Source organism: Halomonas sp., from assembly GCF_041689495.1.
Lineage (GTDB): Bacteria > Pseudomonadota > Gammaproteobacteria > Pseudomonadales > Halomonadaceae > Halomonas.
In genome coordinates this window covers 1-16,848 of record NZ_JBDNGD010000103.1, presented here as the reverse complement: position 1 = coordinate 16,848, position 16,848 = coordinate 1, and the positions used below count along the sequence as shown (strand labels likewise).

Sequence of the window (16,848 nt, the reverse complement as noted above, 5' to 3'; positions counted from 1 at the left end):
CGCGAGAGACACCCTTGCCGTTGGCTAGCACTTCCCCTTGCCGGGCGTGCAGGGGACTTTCACCCCCAAGTCATCCCGAGATACCACCCTCGGGAACAGCGCCAGTCAGGCGCTGCGCGCCATGCCTGGCGCACGAAAAAAGGCACCACTCCCGCAGGGAGTGGTGCCTGTCAGTGTCCGATCAGCACCGGGTCAGTGCGAATCACTCTCCAGCGCCGGCTGCTGTCCATGGGTTTTCTGGCTGCCCAGCTTACGGCGCAGCCAGTCGGAGACCGCCGCGATCATGGCGTAGAAGCTCGGTACGAAGAAGCTGCCCAGCACCGCCACCGTGGCCATGCCCACCGCCACGGTGGTGCCGATGTGGTGGCTGCTGGTGGCGCTGGCGCCGGTGGCCAGCGCCAGCGGCAGGGTACCGAAGATGAACGCCAGGGACGTCATGACGATCGGCCGGAAGCGCAGCCGGGCGGCGGTGATGGCCGCCTCGCGGATCGACTTGCCCTGCTCCTTGCGCTGCAGCTCGGCAAACTCGACGATCAGGATGGCGTTCTTGGCCGCCAACCCCACCACTACCAGCATGCCGATCTCCACGTAGACACTGGTGTCCAGCCCACGCAGCACGATACCGCCGATGCCGCCGAGGAAGGCGAACGGCGTCGCGGTGAGCACCGCCAGCGGCAGCGACCAGCTCTCGTACTGGGCCGCCAGGATCAGGAACACCATCAGCAGGCCGAAGACGATGGCCAGTGTGGCAGTGCTGCCCATCTGGGTCTCCTGGTAGGCGGTGCCGGTCCAGCCCATGCCCCAGCCGTCGCCGAGCTGCTCCTCGACGATCTGCTCCATGGCGGCGACCGCCTGGCCGGAGCTGTAGCCCGACGCCGGGCCGCCCTGGAACTGGGCACCCAGATAGACCCCGAAGCGCGACACCACCGCCGGCTTGGCCTGGCGCTCGAGGGTCACGAACTCCGAGAGCGGGATCCGCTCGCCGTTGCCGCCTCGCACGTAGACATTGTTGATGTCGTCCGGGGTCTTGCGGAATTCGTCCTCGTTCTGCAGGTAGACCTGAAAATTGCGGTTCTGGTAGTTGAAGAAATTGACGAAACCGTTGCCGAAGGTGTTCGACAGGGTGGCGTTCAGGTCCTGCAGCGCCACGCCATAGCTCAGTGCCTTCTGCTGGTCGATCTCGGCCCGGTAGCCCGGCACGTTGACGTTGAAGGTCGTGAACACGCGTTTCAGTGCCGGGTTCTCGCCCGCCGCCTGCATCACCTGAACCGAGGCCTGGAAAAGCTCCTGAGGGGTAGCGCCCTCGAAGGACTGCAGATAGCCGGTGAAGCCGCCGGTGGTGGAGAGTCCCATGATCGGCGGCATGTTGAAGGCCATGGCCGAGCCACCCTGCACCTGGGCCCCCAGCTGCATCACCTGCCCCACCAGCCCCTCGGCGGTGAGCTCACGCTCCCCCCAGGGCGCCATGTTGATGAACATCACGCCCCGCGCGGTGTTCACCGCGCTGGAGAGGATGTCGTAGCCGGCGACCGCCGCCACGTAGCTGACCCCCGGGATCTCCTCGATGCGCGAGCTCAGCTCGGCCATGTAGTCCTGGGTGCGCGCCAGGGAGGCGGAGTCCGGCAGCTGCACGCTGGCAAGCACAATGCCTTGGTCAGTCTCCGGCACCAGGGTCGATGGTGTGTTCTGGTAGAGCCACCAGGAGCCGCCGATCACCAGGGCGGTGAACAGCAGTGCCAGGCCCCAGAAGCGCACCAGCGCCTTGACCACCCAGAGGTAGACGGCAGTAATGGCGGCGAAGAGGCGATCAAACAGGCGGAACGGTGTCTGGATGGCCCGCTTCAGCGACGACTCGCCACCCTGGGGCTTGTGCTTGATGAAGATGGCACTTAGCGCCGGTGTGAAGGTCAGCGCCATCAGTGCAGAGAAGGCCACCGAGATCGCCACGGTCAGGGCGAATTGCTGGTAGATCTGGCCGGTGAAGCCGCCCAGGAAGGCTACCGGAACGAAGACCGCGGCCATGATCAGCGAGGTGGCGATAACCGGGCCACCGACCTCGCGCATGGCACGGATGGTGGCATCCCGTACCGATATCGACTCGTCCTCGCTGAGCACCCGTTCGACGTTCTCCACCACCAGGATGGCGTCGTCCACCACGATGCCGATGGAGAGCACCAGGGCAAACAGCGTCAGCAGGTTGATGGAGAAGCCGAAGGCGAAGAAACCGGCGAAGGTGGCAAGCACCGAGACCGGCACCACCGACATGGCGATCACCGTGAAGCGCCAGTTCTGCAGGAAGATGAACAGGATCACGATGACGATCAGGAAGGCCTCGACGAAGACCTTGAGCACGGTTTCCACCGAGGCATCAATGAACAGGGTGGTGTCGTAGGGCACCACATACTCGAGCCCGGGCGGGAAACGCCCCTCCAGATCGGCCATGGTGGCCTTGACCGCCTCGGCCGTCTCCAGGGCGTTGGCCCCGGGCTGCTGATTGATGATGATCGGCGACATGGCGGCGCCGTTAAGACGGGCATCCACGCCGTAGGAGGAGGCGCCGAGCTCGACGCGCGCCACGTCATCCAGCCGCAGCGCCGAGCCGTCCGGGTTGGTGCGCAGGAAGATCTCGCGGAAGTCGTCGACGTCGCTGAGCCGCCCGCCGGCGGTGATGGTATAGCTGAAGGCCCGCGGATCACTCTGGGGCGTGGCCGCCAGGCTGCCCGCCGGTACCTCGGTATTCTGGGCGCGGATCGCCCGGGCGACTTCCGTGGGCGTCAGGTCATACTGGGCCAGCTTGTCCGGGTCCATCCAGATGCGCATGGCAAACTCGCCACCGCCCAGCACCTCGGCATTGCCGACACCGGGAACCTGGCGCAGCTCGTCGAGGACGTTGAGGGTGGCGTAGTTCTGCATATAGGTGCGGTCGTAGTCACCCTCCGGCGAGATCAGCGCCACCAGCATCAGGATCGAGCTGGAGCTCAGCTCCACCGTCACGCCCTGGGCCTGCACTGCCTCGGGGAGCTGCGACAGCGCGCCCTGCACCCGATTGTTGACGTTGATGGTGTTGATGTCGCCGTCGGTGCCGATGTTGAAGGCCACCTGCAGCTGCATCGAACCGTTGTCGGCACTGGTCGAGGTCATGTAGAGCATGTCCTCGACGCCGTTGATCGCCTTGGCCAGGGGGGCGGCCACCGTCTGGGCCACCGTCTCGGCGTCGGCGCCGGGGAACTGGGCGCGCACCGAGACTGTGGGCGGCACCACGCTGGGGTACTGCTCGACCGGCAGCACCCGCATGCTCATCACCCCGATCAGCGTCAGGATGATCGCCAGCACCGTGGCGAAGATCGGCCGCTTGATGAAGAAGTTGGAGAAGCTCATGAGGCGTCGTCCTCGCCCGCCTCGGCCTCGGCCTGCTCGACCGCCTCGACGATCTCGCCGGCCTGGCCATCGAAGGGCAGCGGCTCGATAGCCGTTCCCGGCTCGATGCCGGACGGATCGCCGACCACCACCCGTTCGCCGACCTCCAGACCATCGCGGATGATCTGCCAGGGACCGGCCACCTCGCCCAGCTCCACGGTGCGGGTACGGGCCACGCCCTCCTCGTCGAGCACGAACACCTGGGGGCCCATCAGCCCCTGGCCGATGGCAATCTCGGGCACCGCCAGCACCTCGAACCGCTTCAGCCCCTCGATTCGTACGCGCACGAACTGGCCGGGCAGCACCTGAGCCTGCGGATTATCGAATCTGGCGGTGGCCTGGACGGTGCTGGTCGCTTCGTCGACCCGCGACCCCAGGAAATTCAGGTGCCCCTTCAACGGCTCGCCATTGCTGTCCTGCAAGGCCGACACCTGGAGAATGGCCGTGATCTCGGAGAGGGGCTGATCCTCGAGCTGGCGCCTCAATTCGAAGGCATCTCGCTGGGGCAGCTGGAAGCGCACCTCCAATGGGTCCAGGGGGGTGATGGTGGCCAGCTCGAGTCCCGGGCTGACCAGATTACCCAGGTTGACCCGAGAGAGGCCGATCATGCCACCCACGGGTGCATTCACCTGCGTATAGCCGAGATCGATCTCGTCCCTGGCCAAGGCGGCCTCGGCCTGGGCGACACCCGCCTGAGCGATACCCAGCTCGGCACGCGCCTGATCGTACTGCTGGCGGCTGACCGAATTCTGGCTGAGCAACTGCTCGAAACGCTGGGCATCGCGCTGGGCTCTGGAAAGCTCGGCCCTGACGCTCTGCAGGTCAGCCTCGCGCTGGTTGACCGTGGCCCGGTAGAGGTCGGGCTCGATGGTATAGAGCGTCTGTCCCTCTTCCACCAGTTGGCCGGGTTCGAAGTGCCGCTCCTCCAGGAAACCCGTCACCCGGGCCACCAGGGTTACCTCGTCGTCGCTGCGCAACAGTGAGGGATAGGACTTCTCGAGGGGGATATCCTGAACCCCGATCGCAACGACCTCGACCGGGTGGGGGGGACGCTCCTGGCTATCCGCTGCTTGCTGCGACGGCTCTTCCTGGCCACACGCCGCCAGCAATACGCCAGCGGCCAGGACCATAAAGGTCTCCCGACCGTTGGAGAAAATCGTTTTCATGGTGCCTGCCGATCCGGTATTTGTGTCAAGGGTGAGGAATTTTACATTCATACTTGTATGGATGTAAATATCAACTCCCCGTCGTGACCCTTACTCCTCCAGACGCGGCGGTTCACCGATCTGCATGGCGGCGTCATGATCACCCGCGTCCTCGGGCAGGGTAAAGGAGACGCTTCCACCGTCCAGCCAGGCATTGACCTCCTCCACGGACCGCACGTCCAGGGTCCCCGACTGCTGACGCAGGCTGAGTAGATTGATCACATAGTCATACCGGGCGCTGGCATGGTCGGCGACGGCGTCGGAGAGGTTCTGTTCGGCATTGAGCACATCGACGATGTTGCGGGTGCCCACCTGGTAACCGGCACGGGTGGCGTCCAGCGCGCTCTGGTTGGAGACGATGGCCTGGGCCCTGGCCTCCACCGTAGAGACATCGTTGCTGACCTGGGTGAAGAGCGACCGAACCTGCTGCACAGTATCGCGGCGCTGGTCCTCGAAGTCGTACTGGCTGGCCTCCAGCTGGTAGGTGTTCTGGCGAATGCTCGCCTGGGTGCGCCCCCCGGTATAGAGCGGCAGGCTGGCGCGCACACCGACCTGACTCACAGAGTTGTGCCCTTCCACCACATCGCTGTCACTATCGTTGAGCTGGTAGTTGGCAAAGGCATTGAGGGTCGGCAGACGCTCGGCACGGGCCACGTCGACGCTGCTGCGCGAGACCTCGACGCCGGCCTGGCTGGCCAGCACCAGAGGATTGTTCTCTATGGCCAGCTCGACCCACTGATCACGGTCGTCAGGGGTCGGCGGTTGTATCGGCATCTCATCACCCAGCGAATCGATGCTGGGATAGCGATGGCCGGTCAGGCGCTCCAGCGCCTCGAAGCTGACCTGCAGGCTGCTCTGTGCCGTGATGCGCTCCGCACGCGCCTGGTCGAACGCAGCCTGGGCCTCCTCGACCTCGGTGATGGCAATCAGCCCCACCTCAAACTGCTCGCGGGCCTGCTCCAGCTGGCGACCGATGGCACGCTCCTGGGCACGCCGCGCATCCAGCACCTCGTAGGCACGCAAGATCTCGAAATAGGCCGAGGAGATGTCGATCAGCACCTGCTGCTCGGTGGCGGCCAGCTGGTAGGTCTGCTGGTCGATCTGTCGCTCGGCCTGCTCGACCTCACGCGCATTGCGAGCGTCGAAAAGCGCTTGAGTGGCCTCGAGGCTGAGCCTGGCCGTATTGTAAAGGTCGTCCCCGGCCGTCCCGCTCCCGGAGACTGCGCCCGCACCTCTCTGGGCCTGATACTGGCGATTGTGGGTCACGTCCGCCGAGGCATTGACCTGGGGCAGCAGGTCAGCACGCTGCACGTCCCGCCCCGCCTCGACGCTGCTCGTCTGTGACCGGGCCGCGGCCAGCTCGGCATTGTTATCCAGGGCATCGCGTGTAATGGTCAACAAATCAGCTGCCTGCAGGGGCCCAGCGAAGGCCGACGCGATCAATGCCGGCAGCAGGGCACGGCGGACCTGCCGCTTGGCGAGGGAGCAGGGGGGGGTGGGACGCATCATGATTTCATCCTCGGTGGCTGAAGGGATCATTTTACATACCTTGTCGCATGTTGCGGTGGCTAATCCAGCAGCCAGCCATCAGGAAAACACTCTTCCTGGCGAACTGCGCGAGAAACTCCGCTATGCTGCCATGCAATAGCCGATGGATGGAGAACGCCTCATGGACGTCCTTGAACTGATCAGGGTCGGCGACATGGAAATCGCCGTGCGCATCTGGCACCCCGAGGCCACCCGCACTCTGGTCGCCTGGCACGGCCTGGCACGCCACGGGGGTGACTTTGCCGACCTCGCCCGCGAACTCGGCCCCGGTTGGCGAATCCTTGCGCCGGATACCCCGGGGCGAGGATTCTCAGGTTGGTCCCTGGTCCCCCACCAACACTATCTGTATGACCACTACAGGGAAGTCGCAGTGGCCGTGCTCGACCACTTCGACCTCGAGACGGTGCCCTGGCTGGGCACCTCCATGGGCGGACTGCTGGGCATGTTGCTGGCTGCGGAACCCGACACCGCCGCACGGATCGAGCGACTGATCCTCAATGACGTCGGCCCCGAACTCGACCCCGACGGCCTGGCGGAACTGGCCACCTACTTCGGCGTGCCCCATCGTTTCAGCCGTTTCGGCGACCTGGAGGTCGAGCTCAGGCGCCACTACACCGGCTTCGGCATCGACAGCGACGCGGCCTGGCGGCGGCTTGCCCAGGGCAGCGCCCGCCGCCTTCCGGACGGCAGCTGGACCTACCACTACGATCCGCGCATCGGTGAGCAATTCATCCACGATACTCCCAGGGACACCTGGGCCGACTGGGCCGCGATCCGCTGCCCACTGATGGTCGTCCGCGGCGAGGACTCGCCACTGCTCAAGGCCGAGAGCGTGGCCCGCATGGCCGAAGCACAGCCCGGCCTGGTCAGCCTCGAGGTGCCCGGCTGCGGCCACGCCCCGATGCTCGACCGGAAGAGCCAGGTCGTGCCCATCGCCGAGTTCCTGGAAGTCCACGCTGATGCAAGGCGTCATCGTCTCTGGCAGCGCGCCCTGGAACGGATCAAGGCAATGGTCTCGGGGTAAGCCCGTGCCAGGGTAAACAAGCTGCTACCATCGATCTTCATGATGCTTCGAGAGATTCCATGTCCTCCTCCGGCAACATCACCCTCGAGGCCGATCGCCTGCAAGTGCAGGGCAACTGGACCCTGGCGCACTACGCCACCCTGAGCAGCGAGGTCGGTCGCATTGCCGATCGTGGCGACGTCAGCACCGAGACGATCGAGCTGTCGAGGATCGACGCCCTGGATACCGCCGGTGCCTCCCTGCTGGCGGAACTGGTGGGTGCCGATCGACTCGCCGACATCGACCGCTGGGCACCCGACCTGCCGGCGACACGCCGTGCCCTGCTGCGGACCCTGGGCGAAGCCATGGCGGGCAGCCACCCCCCGGAGCCGCGGCCGGCACGGCCGGTGCGGGACTTCCTGGCCGAGACCGGCCAGCGTGTCGAGGGGCTGTGGCAGCAACAGCGCCTGCTGCTGGGTTTCATCGGACAGGTCCTGGCGACTCTGGTCGTCATTTCATGGCGACCAGGCCGCTGGCGGCTCACCTCGGTGGTGGCCCAAGTCCATCAGACGGGCCTCAATGCCCTGCCGATCGTCGCCCTGCTGACCTTCCTGGTGGGCGCCGTGATCGCCTTTTTGGGCGCCACCGTGCTGCGCGACTTCGGCGCTACCATCTACACCGTCAACCTGGTCGCCTTCGCCTTCCTGCGCGAGTTCGGCGTACTGCTGGCCGCCATCCTGCTCGCTGGCCGCACCGCCAGCGCCTTCACGGCACAGCTCGGTGCCATGAAGGCCAACGAGGAACTCGACGCCATCCGCACCCTGGGGCTCGACCCCATCGAGTTACTGGTCATGCCGCGGGTGCTGGCAATGATGGTGACCCTGCCGATCCTCACCTTCGTGGGCATGCTCAGCGGCATCCTCGGCGGCGCCCTGGTCTGCCTCCTGGCGCTGGACATCTCCCTCGTACAGTTCCTGGCGATCCTGCAGCGCGACATACCGCTCAACCACATGCTGGTCGGCCTGGGCAAGGCACCGCTCTTCGCCTTTCTGGTCGCCGTGATCGGCTGCCTGGAGGGCTTCAAGGTCAGCGGTAGCGCCCAGTCGGTGGGCGAACACACCACCTCCAGTGTGGTGCAGTCGATCTTCATGGTGATCCTGCTCGATGCAATCGCAGCCCTCTTCTTCATGGAGATGGGCTGGTGAATCAGACACAGGAACCGCTCATCCGGGTCCGTGGACTGGCCAACCGGTTCGGCCGCCACAGCGTCCACGAGGCGCTCGACCTGGACCTCTATCCGGGCGAGATTCTCGGCGTGGTGGGCGGCTCGGGCACCGGAAAGTCGGTACTGCTGCGCAGCATCGTGGGCCTGCTGCGGCCTAGCGACGGCAACATCGAGGTGTTCGGGGAGAACCTCCAGCGCCTCTCCGCGGTCGAGCGCTCCCGGGTGGAGCGCCGCTTCGGAGTGCTCTTCCAGCGTGGCGCCCTGTTCACCTCGCTGACCCTGGCGGAGAATGTCGCCCTGCCATTGATCGAGCATGCCGGACTCACCCGCCACGATGCCGAGGGCCTGGCCCGGGTCAAGCTTGCCCTGGCCGGCCTGCCCGGGGAGGCGGCCCGCCAGTATCCCGCCGAGCTCTCAGGTGGCATGATCAAGCGAGCGGCACTGGCTCGCGCCCTGGCACTGGACCCGGAGGTGCTGTTCCTGGACGAGCCTACCGCTGGGTTGGACCCGATCGGCGCGGCCGCTTTCGATCGCCTGATCATGACCCTGCGCGATGCGCTGGGGCTGAGCGTCTTCCTGGTCACCCACGACCTGGACACCCTCTACGCCGTCTGCGACCGGGTCGCCGTGCTGTCGCAACGCCGGGTGCTGGTGGCCGACCGTCTCGCGGTGGTGGAGGCCACCGACGACGACTGGATCCGCGACTACTTCCATGGGCCGCGGGGCCGCGCTGCCCATCGGGCGGCCCATGACGGAAAGGAGGCCTGACGATGGAACCCCGCGCCCACCATGTACTGATCGGACTGTTCACGGTCCTCACCATGGGCGGTGCCCTGTTGTTCGCCCTGTGGCTCGGCAAGTCCAGCGTCGACCGTGACTATGCCTACTACGAGGTCGGCTTCGACCGGGCCGTCAGCGGGCTGGCCGAGGGCAATGCGGTCCAGTACAGCGGCATCGATGTCGGCAACGTGGTCGAGTTGCGCCTCGACCCCCGGGACCCGCGGCATGTGCGCGCGCTGATCCGTGTCTACAGCGACATCCCCGTCAAACAGGACACCCGAGCCAGCCTGGCACTGGCCAACATCACCGGCAGCATGAACATCCAGCTGCTCGGCGGCACACCCGCCAGCTCCCGCCTGGAGGGCAATCGCGAGAACCCGCCGCTGATCCAGGCCGAACCCTCACCACTGAGCTCCCTGCTTTCCAGCAGCGAGGAGATTTTCATCCAGGTGGACACCTTGCTGACCCATGCCAACCGGATGCTCTCCGAGGAAAATGCCGAGAGCCTGACCCTGATTCTGGACAACCTCGAGGTCATCTCCCGGACGCTGGTCGACCAGCGTGATGTCATCGACCGGGGGATGGCCGGTTTCGGGCGGGCCGGCGCACAGGCCGAGGAAGGTCTGGCGAGCCTCACCCGCCTGGGCGAGACCGCCACCAGGCTGCTCGATACCGAGGGCCGGGAGATCCTGGCCCGGGCCGACCGGGCCATGCAGTCGCTGGAGTCCACCACCACTCGACTGGACCGCCTGACCGAGAATCACCAGGATTCGCTGGCCAGGGGTCTGCAGGGCGTAGGCGAGCTCGACCCGGCCATGCGCGAACTGCACGCCGCCCTGCGTGCCCTCAACCGCCTGATTCGGCGCCTCGAGGAGAACCCAGCCGAGGCTCTACTGGGGCGTGATTCGATCCAGGAATTCACTCCATGAGCCCGCGTTACCTGCTGCATTTCGCCATGTCGCTGCTGGTCCTGCTGCCGGCCTGCAGCCTGCTGACCGAGCGTGAGCCGGTGCGACTCTTCATGCTGGCCGAGCCGACTCTTGAGACATCCCGGGAGGCGCCCCTGGACCAGGCCCTGAGGGTCGACACCCCCAGTGCCGGTTCTCCCCTGAATGGCCCGCGCCTGCTGGTGATGCCCTCTCCAGGCGAACTGCAGGCCTACGCCGGCGCCCGCTGGCGTGACGACGCCCCGCTGCTGCTGCGCGACGCACTGATCGAGGCCTTCCGCCTGGACGGCCGCCTGACCACGGTGGTGGACGATGCCAGCCGGGCCCGCAGCGACGCCACGCTGACGAGCCACCTGAGTGCCTTCCACAGCCGCTACCGCGACGGCCGCCCCGAGGTGGTGATCCGTCTGGATGCCCAGTTGCTCGACGAGGGCAGCCGCGAAGTGCTGGCGAGCCGGCGCTTCGAGGTAGTGGTGTCCAGCCGGGACGAAAGCATCGAAGCCGTGGTGGCGGCCTTCGGCCGCGCCACCGAGGCACTGAGCCGCCAACTGGTCGAGTGGACCCAGGAGGTCATCGAAGACCAGTTCACGCCCCTGGGCCACGATCACCTGGCGTTCGATGACGTTCTCCAGTTCGCGGATATTACCCGGCCAGGGGTAACGCTTGAGCACCTCCAACTGAGCCGGCGGGATCCTGACGCCCGGCCGGTTGAACTTCTGGCAGGCACGGAGCAGGAAATGTCGCGCCAGTAGGGTCACGTCCTCGATGCGGTCGCGCAGCGGCACCGAGGTGATCGGAAAGACATTGAGACGGAAATAGAGATCCTCGCGAAAGTCGCTGGCCTGGATCATCTCGCCCAGTTCGCGGTTGGTGGCGGCGATCACCCGCACGTCCACCTCAAGGGTGCGGTTATCGCCGACCCGCTCGAACTGCAGATCCTGGAGCACGCGAAAAAAGGTGGTCCTGCCCGCGGCGGCACCCACGATCCTCACCGGTATGCGCATCTCCATCGGCATCGCCTGGCTGGTGATCGTCGCCAAGGCCCGCAAGCAGATGGCCTACGGGTACCGCGACACGGAATACTTCTTCCTGAAGATCCGTGCCGCGTTTCCCGGCAAAATGCGATGAACCTAAAAAAACCGCCCATTGAGGACGGCAAGACGGGGTAAAACTCATCTTCGTCGAGGTCATCCCGTGTCAGGCGGATACCTCGAATCACACACACCGAACACTCCGGCTCACTCGGGCATCAGGACGCCATCGATGACGTGAATCACGCCATTGGAGGTTTCAATATCCGCCTGGATGACGGTGGCATCATTGATCATCACGCTACCATCCATGGTGGTAATGGTGATGTCCTGGCCCTGAACGGTGGTGGCACTGTCCAGGCCCATGGCGTCTTCTGCCATCACGTTACCCGCAACCACGTGGTAGGTAAGGATCGACTGGAGTTGCTCCAGGTTCTCCGGCATCAGCAGTTGTTCGACCGTGCCCTCGGGCAAGGCGGCAAAGGCCTCGTCGGTGGGGGCGAAGACGGTGAAGGGTCCCTCACCCTTGAGAGTCTCGACAAGCCCTGCGGCCTGAACGGCGGCCACCAAGGTCTCGAACTGCCCGGCAGCGATCGCCGTATCGACAATATCATCCTGGGTCTGGTCATGGCTTCCGGCCTGAACAGCACCCGCCAGCATCAGGCTGGTCACGCCGGCACCGAGCCACAGAGTCGTGGTGGACATGGACATTTTCATGGGGAAGATGGGGCATGATCCAACGTCATGACCCAGAGGAGTCAGCCATGTACAAGTTCGTGTTCTTCGTTCCCGTGGAGGATGCCGAAGCGGTGAAGGAAGCCGTCTTTGCCACCGGAGCGGGATGCATCGGCGATTACGAGGCCTGCTGTTTCCAGACGACCGGCACCGGCCAGTTCCGCCCGCTGCAAGGCGCCGACCCGCACATTGGCCGGGTCGGGGATCTGGAAAAAGTGGAAGAACTCAAGGTGGAACTGGTCTGCCAGGATGACCAGATACAGGCGGCCATCGCCTCCCTTAAACTGGCCCATCCCTACGAGGAGCCAGCCTATGATGTCTGGAAGCTGGCGACGCTGTGATGTCTGGAAGCTGGCGACGCTGTGAGGGACGGGCTCAGCTTCGACATGGGCCTTCCTCGATACCTCAACGCTCGTTGAAGCGATAACCCAGCAGCCGCATGGCGTTCAGGGTCACCAACACGGTAGCGCCGGTATCCGCCATCACGGCGATCCACATGCCGGTGATTCCCAGTGCCGTGGATACCAGGAAGATGGCTTTTAAGCCAAGTGCCAACGCCACATTGGTCTTGACGTTGCGCAGCGTGGCCCGCGAGAGGTCGATCAGCTCGGCAATTCCGGTGACGCGGTTCTTGAGCAGGGCTGCATCGGCGGTTTCCAGCGCCACGTCGGTGCCACCGCCCATGGCGATACCCACCTCCGCTGCGGCCAGTGCCGGGGCATCATTGATACCGTCACCGACCTTGCCAACCGGTCCGTACCCTGCGGCTTGCCAGTCACGGATTCGCTGGGCCTTGTCCTCGGGCATCAGCTCGCCATGGGCCTCGATACCCAGGGCGGCACCGATAGCGGCAGCGGTTCGGGCATTGTCGCCACTAAGCATGACTGTCCTGACCCCGAGCCGCTCGAGAGCCAACAGGCCTTCCCTGGCATCCTCGCGGGGCTCGTCCCGGACGGCGATCAGGCCCAGCGGATGCTCTCCCTCGACCAGCACCGCGAGGCTCTTGCCTGCCTGCTCCAGCGCCGCAATGCGCTGCGAGAAGTCTCCGTCAGGCAGCGACAGTGCCGCCAGATGACGAGGCGTAACCAGGGTAAGGTCGCGCCCCTCGACTCGTCCGGCGACCCCGCGTCCGGGCAGGACACGACCCTCACTCACTGCGGTGGAGGAGAGTCCCAGCTGCTCGGCGCGCGCCAGGATCGCCGTGGCGATCGGGTGGCTGGAGTCGCGCTCCAGGGCCGCCGCGAGCCTCAGGATGTCGCCCTCACCCTGCCCCGTCGTCCAGTCCTCCACATCGGTCACCCTGGGGGTACCGGCGGTGAGCGTGCCGGTCTTGTCCAGCGCTATCAGCCTGAGCTTGCCCAGTTGCTCGAGCACTGCACCACCCTTGATCAGCAGCCCCTGGCGAGCGCCCGCCGAGAGACCGGCGGCGATCGCCGCAGGGGTCGAGATCACCAGAGCACAGGGACAGGCGATCAACAGCAGGGCCAGGGCACGATAGACCGATTCCGACCAGGCCATGGTCGAGACCAGCGGCGGCACCAACGCCATCAGCAGGGCGAGGCCCACCACCGCCGGCATGTAGTAACGAGCGAAACGGTCGATGAAACGCGCCACCGGTGCCTTGGATGCCTGGGCCTCCTCCACCAGGCGGACGACGCGCGCAATGGTATTGTCCTCGGCGCCACGGGTGACCGCTACCTCCAGGGCGGCGTCGAGGTTCACCGTTCCGGCGAAGATGTCATCGCCGGGGGCTCGCGACCGCGGCAAGGATTCACCGTTCACCGGTGACTCATCGAGGTCGGACTCTCCGGCCAGGATGCGGCCATCACAGGGCACGCGGTCCCCCGGGCGCACCAGCACCCGCTGCCCGGGCTGCAGCGAGGCAGCCGACACCTCGCGAACCTCGCCATTCTCCATCAATCTCGCGGTCGACGGAGTCAGACCCGCCAGGGCCGAGATGCTGCGTCGCGCCCGCGAGGCCGCCACGCCCTCCAGCAACTCACCCACGGCGAACAGGAACACCACCACGGCGGCCTCGGCCGCGGCACCGATGGCCAGCGCGCCCAGGGCAGCGATGCTCATCAGCATCTCGATGGTGAAGGGGTTTTGTACCCGCAGCGCCCGCCTGGCGGCCTGCAGAATGGGCACCAGGCCCACCAGGGTGGCGGCAACGAAAGGCCAGTTGCCCAGTGCGGGCCAGGCCAGCCGACAGGCGAAGGCGAGCACCAGCAGCGTTCCGGCTACCAGCACCAGGCGCCCCTTGGCACTGCGCCACCAGGTCGAGGGGGCCGAGGCGGTATCGGACTTAATGGCATACCCCAGGTCGCCGATGGCCTGCTCGAACGTCCCACGAGCGGGAGAAGCCCCTTGACGAGGATGGACCTTCACCGAGCCGGTCACCGAGCTGGCCGATACCGCCTCGACCCCCTCCAGTCGACCCAGCGCGGCCTCCACCTTGCGCTCGCAGCCGCCACAGTCCATGCCCTCGACTCGCAGTGTCAGGACCGAAGGCGTCGATTCGCTCATGGCGTCGCTCCTCAAGATTCGTTACCTTGGCCAGAGCATAATCCCTGTAGCAACTACAGGTTCAAGGGCTGTAACCGTCACGCTTCATCCGGAGATGTCATCATGTCTGATTCCTCGGCAAGCTCAGCACTCTCAGGCAGGATACTCGGCATCGGCGAACTGGCACGCCGCACCGGCTGCAAGCCGGAGACGGTGCGTTACTACGAAGGCATCGGACTGTTGCGAGACGCTTCACGAAGCGAGGGTGGCCAGCGGCGCTACGACGAAGACGCCGTCAGACGGCTGACCTTCATCCGTCACGCGCGGGACTTCGGTTTCTCCGTCGACGCCGTGCGCGAGTTGCTGGAAATGGCGGATCATCCGGAGATGCCCTGTGACGAGGTCGATGTCCTCGTCAAGCACCATCTGGAAGAGGTGGAGTCTCGGCTGCAGCGACTCGCTGCGCTGCGCGACGAGCTTGAGCGCATGGTGACCCAGTGCGCCGGTGGCAAGGTCGAGAGTTGCCGGATCATCGAAGTCCTCGGTGACCATCGGCTCTGCCTGCGCGAAGAAGAACATGGCGGCGCCGGCGACCTCAGATGATCGCCCTGCTCGGCCGTCTCACTCATGGTTTTTGACGCAGCAGGGTTTCGGCTTGAGAAGAGAATGAACAAGGCCTGAGGCAAGAGCCAGTCTCGCCGGGATAACCTGGTGCCGCACACAGGTTGCAAGATGCTCAGGAATGGGTATCTTGACGTTAAAGTGTCCTGATTCGTGGTGCCAAGACCAACCATGGGCCACCGGGACACAGGCAGGAGAACCTCATGGTCAGCCGTCGACCAACGACGACCCCCTCGATAGCATCAGGAACCGTCTGGTGATCCTGATGCTCATAGGCTTGGGCACCGCCTCTCTCTCGTCAAGTACCTCTTCTCTTCCAATGGAGATCGTTCATGAGCCGTTACACCACTCCCCTGCTTCTCTCCGGTGCCTTGTTGCTGGGCGCGACTACCGCTCAGGCTGCTATGCCGACTGAAGCCACCCTTTACAAGAACCCGCAATGTGGCTGCTGTGACGGGTACGGCCGCCACCTCGAGGATATGGGCATTGAAGTGACCATCATCGACGACGTGGAACTGGGCAAGATCAAGGAGGCCTCGGGCGTTCCCTATGGCCTTGGGTCCTGTCATACCATCGAGATAGGCGAATATATAATCGAGGGCCATGTCCCCATGGCAGCCATCGAGAAGCTATTCGAAGAGCAACCCGACATCGATGGTATCGGCCTGGCCGGCATGCCCATCGGCACTCCCGGGATGCCCGGCCCTCAACAGGCGCCCTATGAGGTGTATCAGTTCACCGACCGGCAAGATTCCTCCTTCATGACCCTTTGAGGACCAGTCGAGCTTGTCGACTATCACGACTTCGCCCCGGCACTCGCCGGGGCAATGCTGGCATTCTATGAATTCAGGCGGACAGATTTGGACACAAGTTCGAACTCGCAGGCAAGCCAGGAGATAACTCGAACAAGGTTTGGTTTCGCAGCATCAAAGCACCGCCCATTCCTTGCCACCATCGGAACTGCGCAGTAACTGACCCTGATCATCCGCCGCCAACAGATGGCTGGGATCATCCGGATCCACCGCCAGATGCATCAGATAGCGCTCTGCCCAATCTCGCTTCACCACCTGCCAGTCACGGGCGCCTTCCTCAGTGCGCAGCAGACCGACGCCCAACATGAAGGCATAAAGCTCTCCCTGGTGAGCCACCACCAGGCTGACGGGACGTCGTTCAGGATGCGCCTGACGTCAACGCTGGCCGGCATCGGGGCTCATCAACAGACCCGTCTGGGTCGCTGCAAAGAGGTATTCAGGGTCACGGCCAGAAGCCGCCAGGCCGACCAGCCCGTCCGGCACGGGCCCCTGTACCTCCCAGGTATGGCCGCCGTCACGGCTGACCTGCAGCCGGCCGGCATAGACCCCATACAGCACGTCCGGGTCGGCCTCGCTGACGGTCAGCTGGTGGAAGTCCACTAGGCCGTCGACGCCAGGCGAGCGCTGCTCCCAGCTCTGGCCCACCCGAGATCTTCAACACGGATCAGGGATGCCAATTCACCAGCCAGGCCTTCACCAGCGTTCTGGAGGCTCACGGTGTTCAGATCAGCATGGACGGCAAGGGCTGCTACCAGGACAACATCTTCGTGGAGCGGCTCTGGCGCAGCGTGAAGTACGAGTGCGTGTACCTGAAGGCCTTCAAGGATGGGGCTCACCTGAAGCAAGAACTGGGGCGATACTTCGCCTGGTACAACCAGGCGTGCTTATCCGGTTGTCACACCCGCCCACTACCGGTAGTATTTTGAGCATCTGCATGAACGTGGGCCGATCATGGCAATCGACGTACTTGAGCGGGACGATCTGCCGTTCCCTCACTCGCTTCCTGAGTTTCAGCGCCT

Annotated in this window: 17 protein-coding genes and 2 pseudogenes; 11 read left to right on the top strand and 8 right to left on the bottom strand. The window is 64.9% G+C overall.

The window, feature by feature from the left end; genetic code table 11:
- Window positions 1–192: 192 nt before the first annotated feature.
- From ACESMD_RS03315 to ACESMD_RS03305, 3 genes are all read right to left on the bottom strand, one after another.
- Window positions 193–3,378 (bottom strand): efflux RND transporter permease subunit, encoded by a 3,186-nt coding sequence (locus ACESMD_RS03315; protein ID WP_372610297.1) that lies wholly within the window; start codon window positions 3,376–3,378, stop codon window positions 193–195.
- Window positions 3,375–4,583, bottom strand: a complete 1,209-nt coding sequence (locus ACESMD_RS03310; RefSeq protein ID WP_372610295.1) for an efflux RND transporter periplasmic adaptor subunit — start codon at window positions 4,581–4,583, stop codon at window positions 3,375–3,377. The genes ACESMD_RS03315 and ACESMD_RS03310 overlap by 4 nt, the downstream gene beginning before the upstream one ends.
- Window positions 4,584–4,673: 90 nt before the next feature.
- Entirely contained in the window at window positions 4,674–6,131 is a 1,458-nt protein-coding gene (locus ACESMD_RS03305) for a TolC family outer membrane protein (RefSeq protein ID WP_372610293.1), read from the bottom strand.
- On the opposite strand from ACESMD_RS03305, the gene ACESMD_RS03300 reads away from it, so the two are divergent.
- From ACESMD_RS03300 to ACESMD_RS03275, 6 genes are read left to right on the top strand one after another with little or no spacing between them, the layout of a single operon-like run.
- On the top strand, window positions 6,130–6,270 hold the full coding sequence (locus ACESMD_RS03300) for a hypothetical protein (protein ID WP_372610291.1): 141 nt from the start codon (window positions 6,130–6,132) through the stop codon (window positions 6,268–6,270). The genes ACESMD_RS03305 and ACESMD_RS03300 overlap by 2 nt on opposite strands.
- A 21-nt stretch (window positions 6,271–6,291) precedes the next feature.
- Window positions 6,292–7,194, top strand: a complete 903-nt coding sequence (locus ACESMD_RS03295; protein WP_372610289.1) for an alpha/beta fold hydrolase — start codon at window positions 6,292–6,294, stop codon at window positions 7,192–7,194.
- A gap of 59 nt (window positions 7,195–7,253) precedes the next feature.
- On the top strand, window positions 7,254–8,378 hold the full coding sequence (locus tag ACESMD_RS03290) for an MlaE family ABC transporter permease (protein WP_372610287.1): 1,125 nt from the start codon (window positions 7,254–7,256) through the stop codon (window positions 8,376–8,378).
- Window positions 8,375–9,166, top strand: a complete 792-nt coding sequence (locus tag ACESMD_RS03285) for an ABC transporter ATP-binding protein (protein WP_372610285.1) — start codon at window positions 8,375–8,377, stop codon at window positions 9,164–9,166. The genes ACESMD_RS03290 and ACESMD_RS03285 overlap by 4 nt, the downstream gene beginning before the upstream one ends.
- Before the next feature lie 2 nt (window positions 9,167–9,168).
- A complete protein-coding gene (locus ACESMD_RS03280) occupies window positions 9,169–10,107 on the top strand; it encodes an MlaD family protein (protein WP_372610283.1) in 939 nt (312 codons plus the stop codon).
- Window positions 10,104–10,877, top strand: a complete 774-nt coding sequence (locus ACESMD_RS03275; protein WP_372610281.1) for an ABC-type transport auxiliary lipoprotein family protein — start codon at window positions 10,104–10,106, stop codon at window positions 10,875–10,877. Before ACESMD_RS03280 ends, ACESMD_RS03275 begins: the two co-directional genes overlap by 4 nt.
- A gap of 99 nt (window positions 10,878–10,976) precedes the next feature.
- On the opposite strand, the pseudogene ACESMD_RS03270 reads toward ACESMD_RS03275, so the two are convergent.
- Window positions 10,977–11,129 (bottom strand): annotated as a pseudogene (locus ACESMD_RS03270) (sigma 54-interacting transcriptional regulator); the annotation flags it as partial.
- Here ACESMD_RS03270 and ACESMD_RS03265 point away from each other — a divergent pair.
- Window positions 11,083–11,253 carry a hypothetical protein gene (locus tag ACESMD_RS03265; RefSeq protein ID WP_372610301.1) on the top strand — a complete coding sequence of 57 codons (171 nt, stop codon included), beginning with the start codon at window positions 11,083–11,085 and terminating at the stop codon, window positions 11,251–11,253. The pseudogene ACESMD_RS03270 and the gene ACESMD_RS03265 overlap by 47 nt on opposite strands.
- A gap of 110 nt (window positions 11,254–11,363) precedes the next feature.
- On the opposite strand, the gene ACESMD_RS03260 is transcribed toward ACESMD_RS03265, so the two are convergent.
- On the bottom strand, window positions 11,364–11,816 hold the full coding sequence (locus tag ACESMD_RS03260; RefSeq protein WP_372610299.1) for a fasciclin domain-containing protein: 453 nt from the start codon (window positions 11,814–11,816) through the stop codon (window positions 11,364–11,366).
- 104 nt (window positions 11,817–11,920) lie between these two features.
- Between ACESMD_RS03260 and ACESMD_RS03255 the strand changes: the two genes are divergently transcribed.
- Window positions 11,921–12,232: an NGG1p interacting factor NIF3 gene (locus ACESMD_RS03255; RefSeq protein ID WP_372610279.1), complete on the top strand. Its 312-nt coding sequence runs from the start codon at window positions 11,921–11,923 to the stop codon at window positions 12,230–12,232.
- A gap of 64 nt (window positions 12,233–12,296) precedes the next feature.
- Here the strand turns inward: ACESMD_RS03255 and ACESMD_RS03250 are convergent, their stop codons facing one another.
- Window positions 12,297–14,417 carry a heavy metal translocating P-type ATPase gene (locus ACESMD_RS03250; RefSeq protein ID WP_372610277.1) on the bottom strand — a complete coding sequence of 707 codons (2,121 nt, stop codon included), beginning with the start codon at window positions 14,415–14,417 and terminating at the stop codon, window positions 12,297–12,299.
- Between the two features lie 102 nt (window positions 14,418–14,519).
- Here ACESMD_RS03250 and ACESMD_RS03245 point away from each other — a divergent pair, with 102 nt between their 5' ends.
- Window positions 14,520–14,999 (top strand): helix-turn-helix domain-containing protein, encoded by a 480-nt coding sequence (locus tag ACESMD_RS03245; RefSeq protein WP_372610275.1) that lies wholly within the window; start codon window positions 14,520–14,522, stop codon window positions 14,997–14,999.
- A 350-nt stretch (window positions 15,000–15,349) separates the two neighbouring features.
- Complete coding sequence (locus ACESMD_RS03240; RefSeq protein WP_372610273.1) at window positions 15,350–15,790, top strand: DUF411 domain-containing protein; 441 nt, start codon at window positions 15,350–15,352, stop codon at window positions 15,788–15,790.
- Between the two features lie 153 nt (window positions 15,791–15,943).
- Here ACESMD_RS03240 and ACESMD_RS03235 read toward each other — a convergent pair whose 3' ends face one another.
- Both ACESMD_RS03235 and ACESMD_RS03230 read right to left on the bottom strand, forming a co-directional pair.
- Window positions 15,944–16,135, bottom strand: coding sequence for a WD40/YVTN/BNR-like repeat-containing protein (locus tag ACESMD_RS03235; protein ID WP_372610271.1), 192 nt, complete (start codon window positions 16,133–16,135; stop codon window positions 15,944–15,946).
- Window positions 16,136–16,204: 69 nt separating this feature from the next.
- A complete protein-coding gene (locus tag ACESMD_RS03230; protein ID WP_372610269.1) occupies window positions 16,205–16,474 on the bottom strand; it encodes a WD40/YVTN/BNR-like repeat-containing protein in 270 nt (89 codons plus the stop codon).
- Between ACESMD_RS03230 and ACESMD_RS03225 the strand changes: the two are divergent.
- Window positions 16,468–16,704, top strand: a pseudogene (locus ACESMD_RS03225) (transposase); the annotation flags it as partial. The gene ACESMD_RS03230 and the pseudogene ACESMD_RS03225 sit on opposite strands and share 7 nt — an antisense overlap.
- Window positions 16,705–16,848: the final 144 nt, after the last annotated feature.

Coding starts and splice junctions, on each gene's coding strand:
- ACESMD_RS03315 (WP_372610297.1), bottom strand. CDS start 3,378: ATGAGCTTCTCCAACTTCTTCATCAAGCGGCCGATCTTCGCCACGGTG.
- ACESMD_RS03310 (WP_372610295.1), bottom strand. CDS start 4,583: ATGAAAACGATTTTCTCCAACGGTCGGGAGACCTTTATGGTCCTGGCC.
- ACESMD_RS03300 (WP_372610291.1), top strand. CDS start 6,130: ATGATTTCATCCTCGGTGGCTGAAGGGATCATTTTACATACCTTGTCG.
- ACESMD_RS03305 (WP_372610293.1), bottom strand. CDS start 6,131: ATGATGCGTCCCACCCCCCCCTGCTCCCTCGCCAAGCGGCAGGTCCGC.
- ACESMD_RS03295 (WP_372610289.1), top strand. CDS start 6,292: ATGGACGTCCTTGAACTGATCAGGGTCGGCGACATGGAAATCGCCGTG.
- ACESMD_RS03290 (WP_372610287.1), top strand. CDS start 7,254: ATGTCCTCCTCCGGCAACATCACCCTCGAGGCCGATCGCCTGCAAGTG.
- ACESMD_RS03280 (WP_372610283.1), top strand. CDS start 9,169: ATGGAACCCCGCGCCCACCATGTACTGATCGGACTGTTCACGGTCCTC.
- ACESMD_RS03275 (WP_372610281.1), top strand. CDS start 10,104: ATGAGCCCGCGTTACCTGCTGCATTTCGCCATGTCGCTGCTGGTCCTG.
- ACESMD_RS03260 (WP_372610299.1), bottom strand. CDS start 11,816: ATGCTGGCGGGTGCTGTTCAGGCCGGAAGCCATGACCAGACCCAGGAT.
- ACESMD_RS03255 (WP_372610279.1), top strand. CDS start 11,921: ATGTACAAGTTCGTGTTCTTCGTTCCCGTGGAGGATGCCGAAGCGGTG.
- ACESMD_RS03250 (WP_372610277.1), bottom strand. CDS start 14,417: ATGAGCGAATCGACGCCTTCGGTCCTGACACTGCGAGTCGAGGGCATG.
- ACESMD_RS03245 (WP_372610275.1), top strand. CDS start 14,520: ATGTCTGATTCCTCGGCAAGCTCAGCACTCTCAGGCAGGATACTCGGC.
- ACESMD_RS03240 (WP_372610273.1), top strand. CDS start 15,350: ATGAGCCGTTACACCACTCCCCTGCTTCTCTCCGGTGCCTTGTTGCTG.
- ACESMD_RS03235 (WP_372610271.1), bottom strand. CDS start 16,135: ATGTTGGGCGTCGGTCTGCTGCGCACTGAGGAAGGCGCCCGTGACTGG.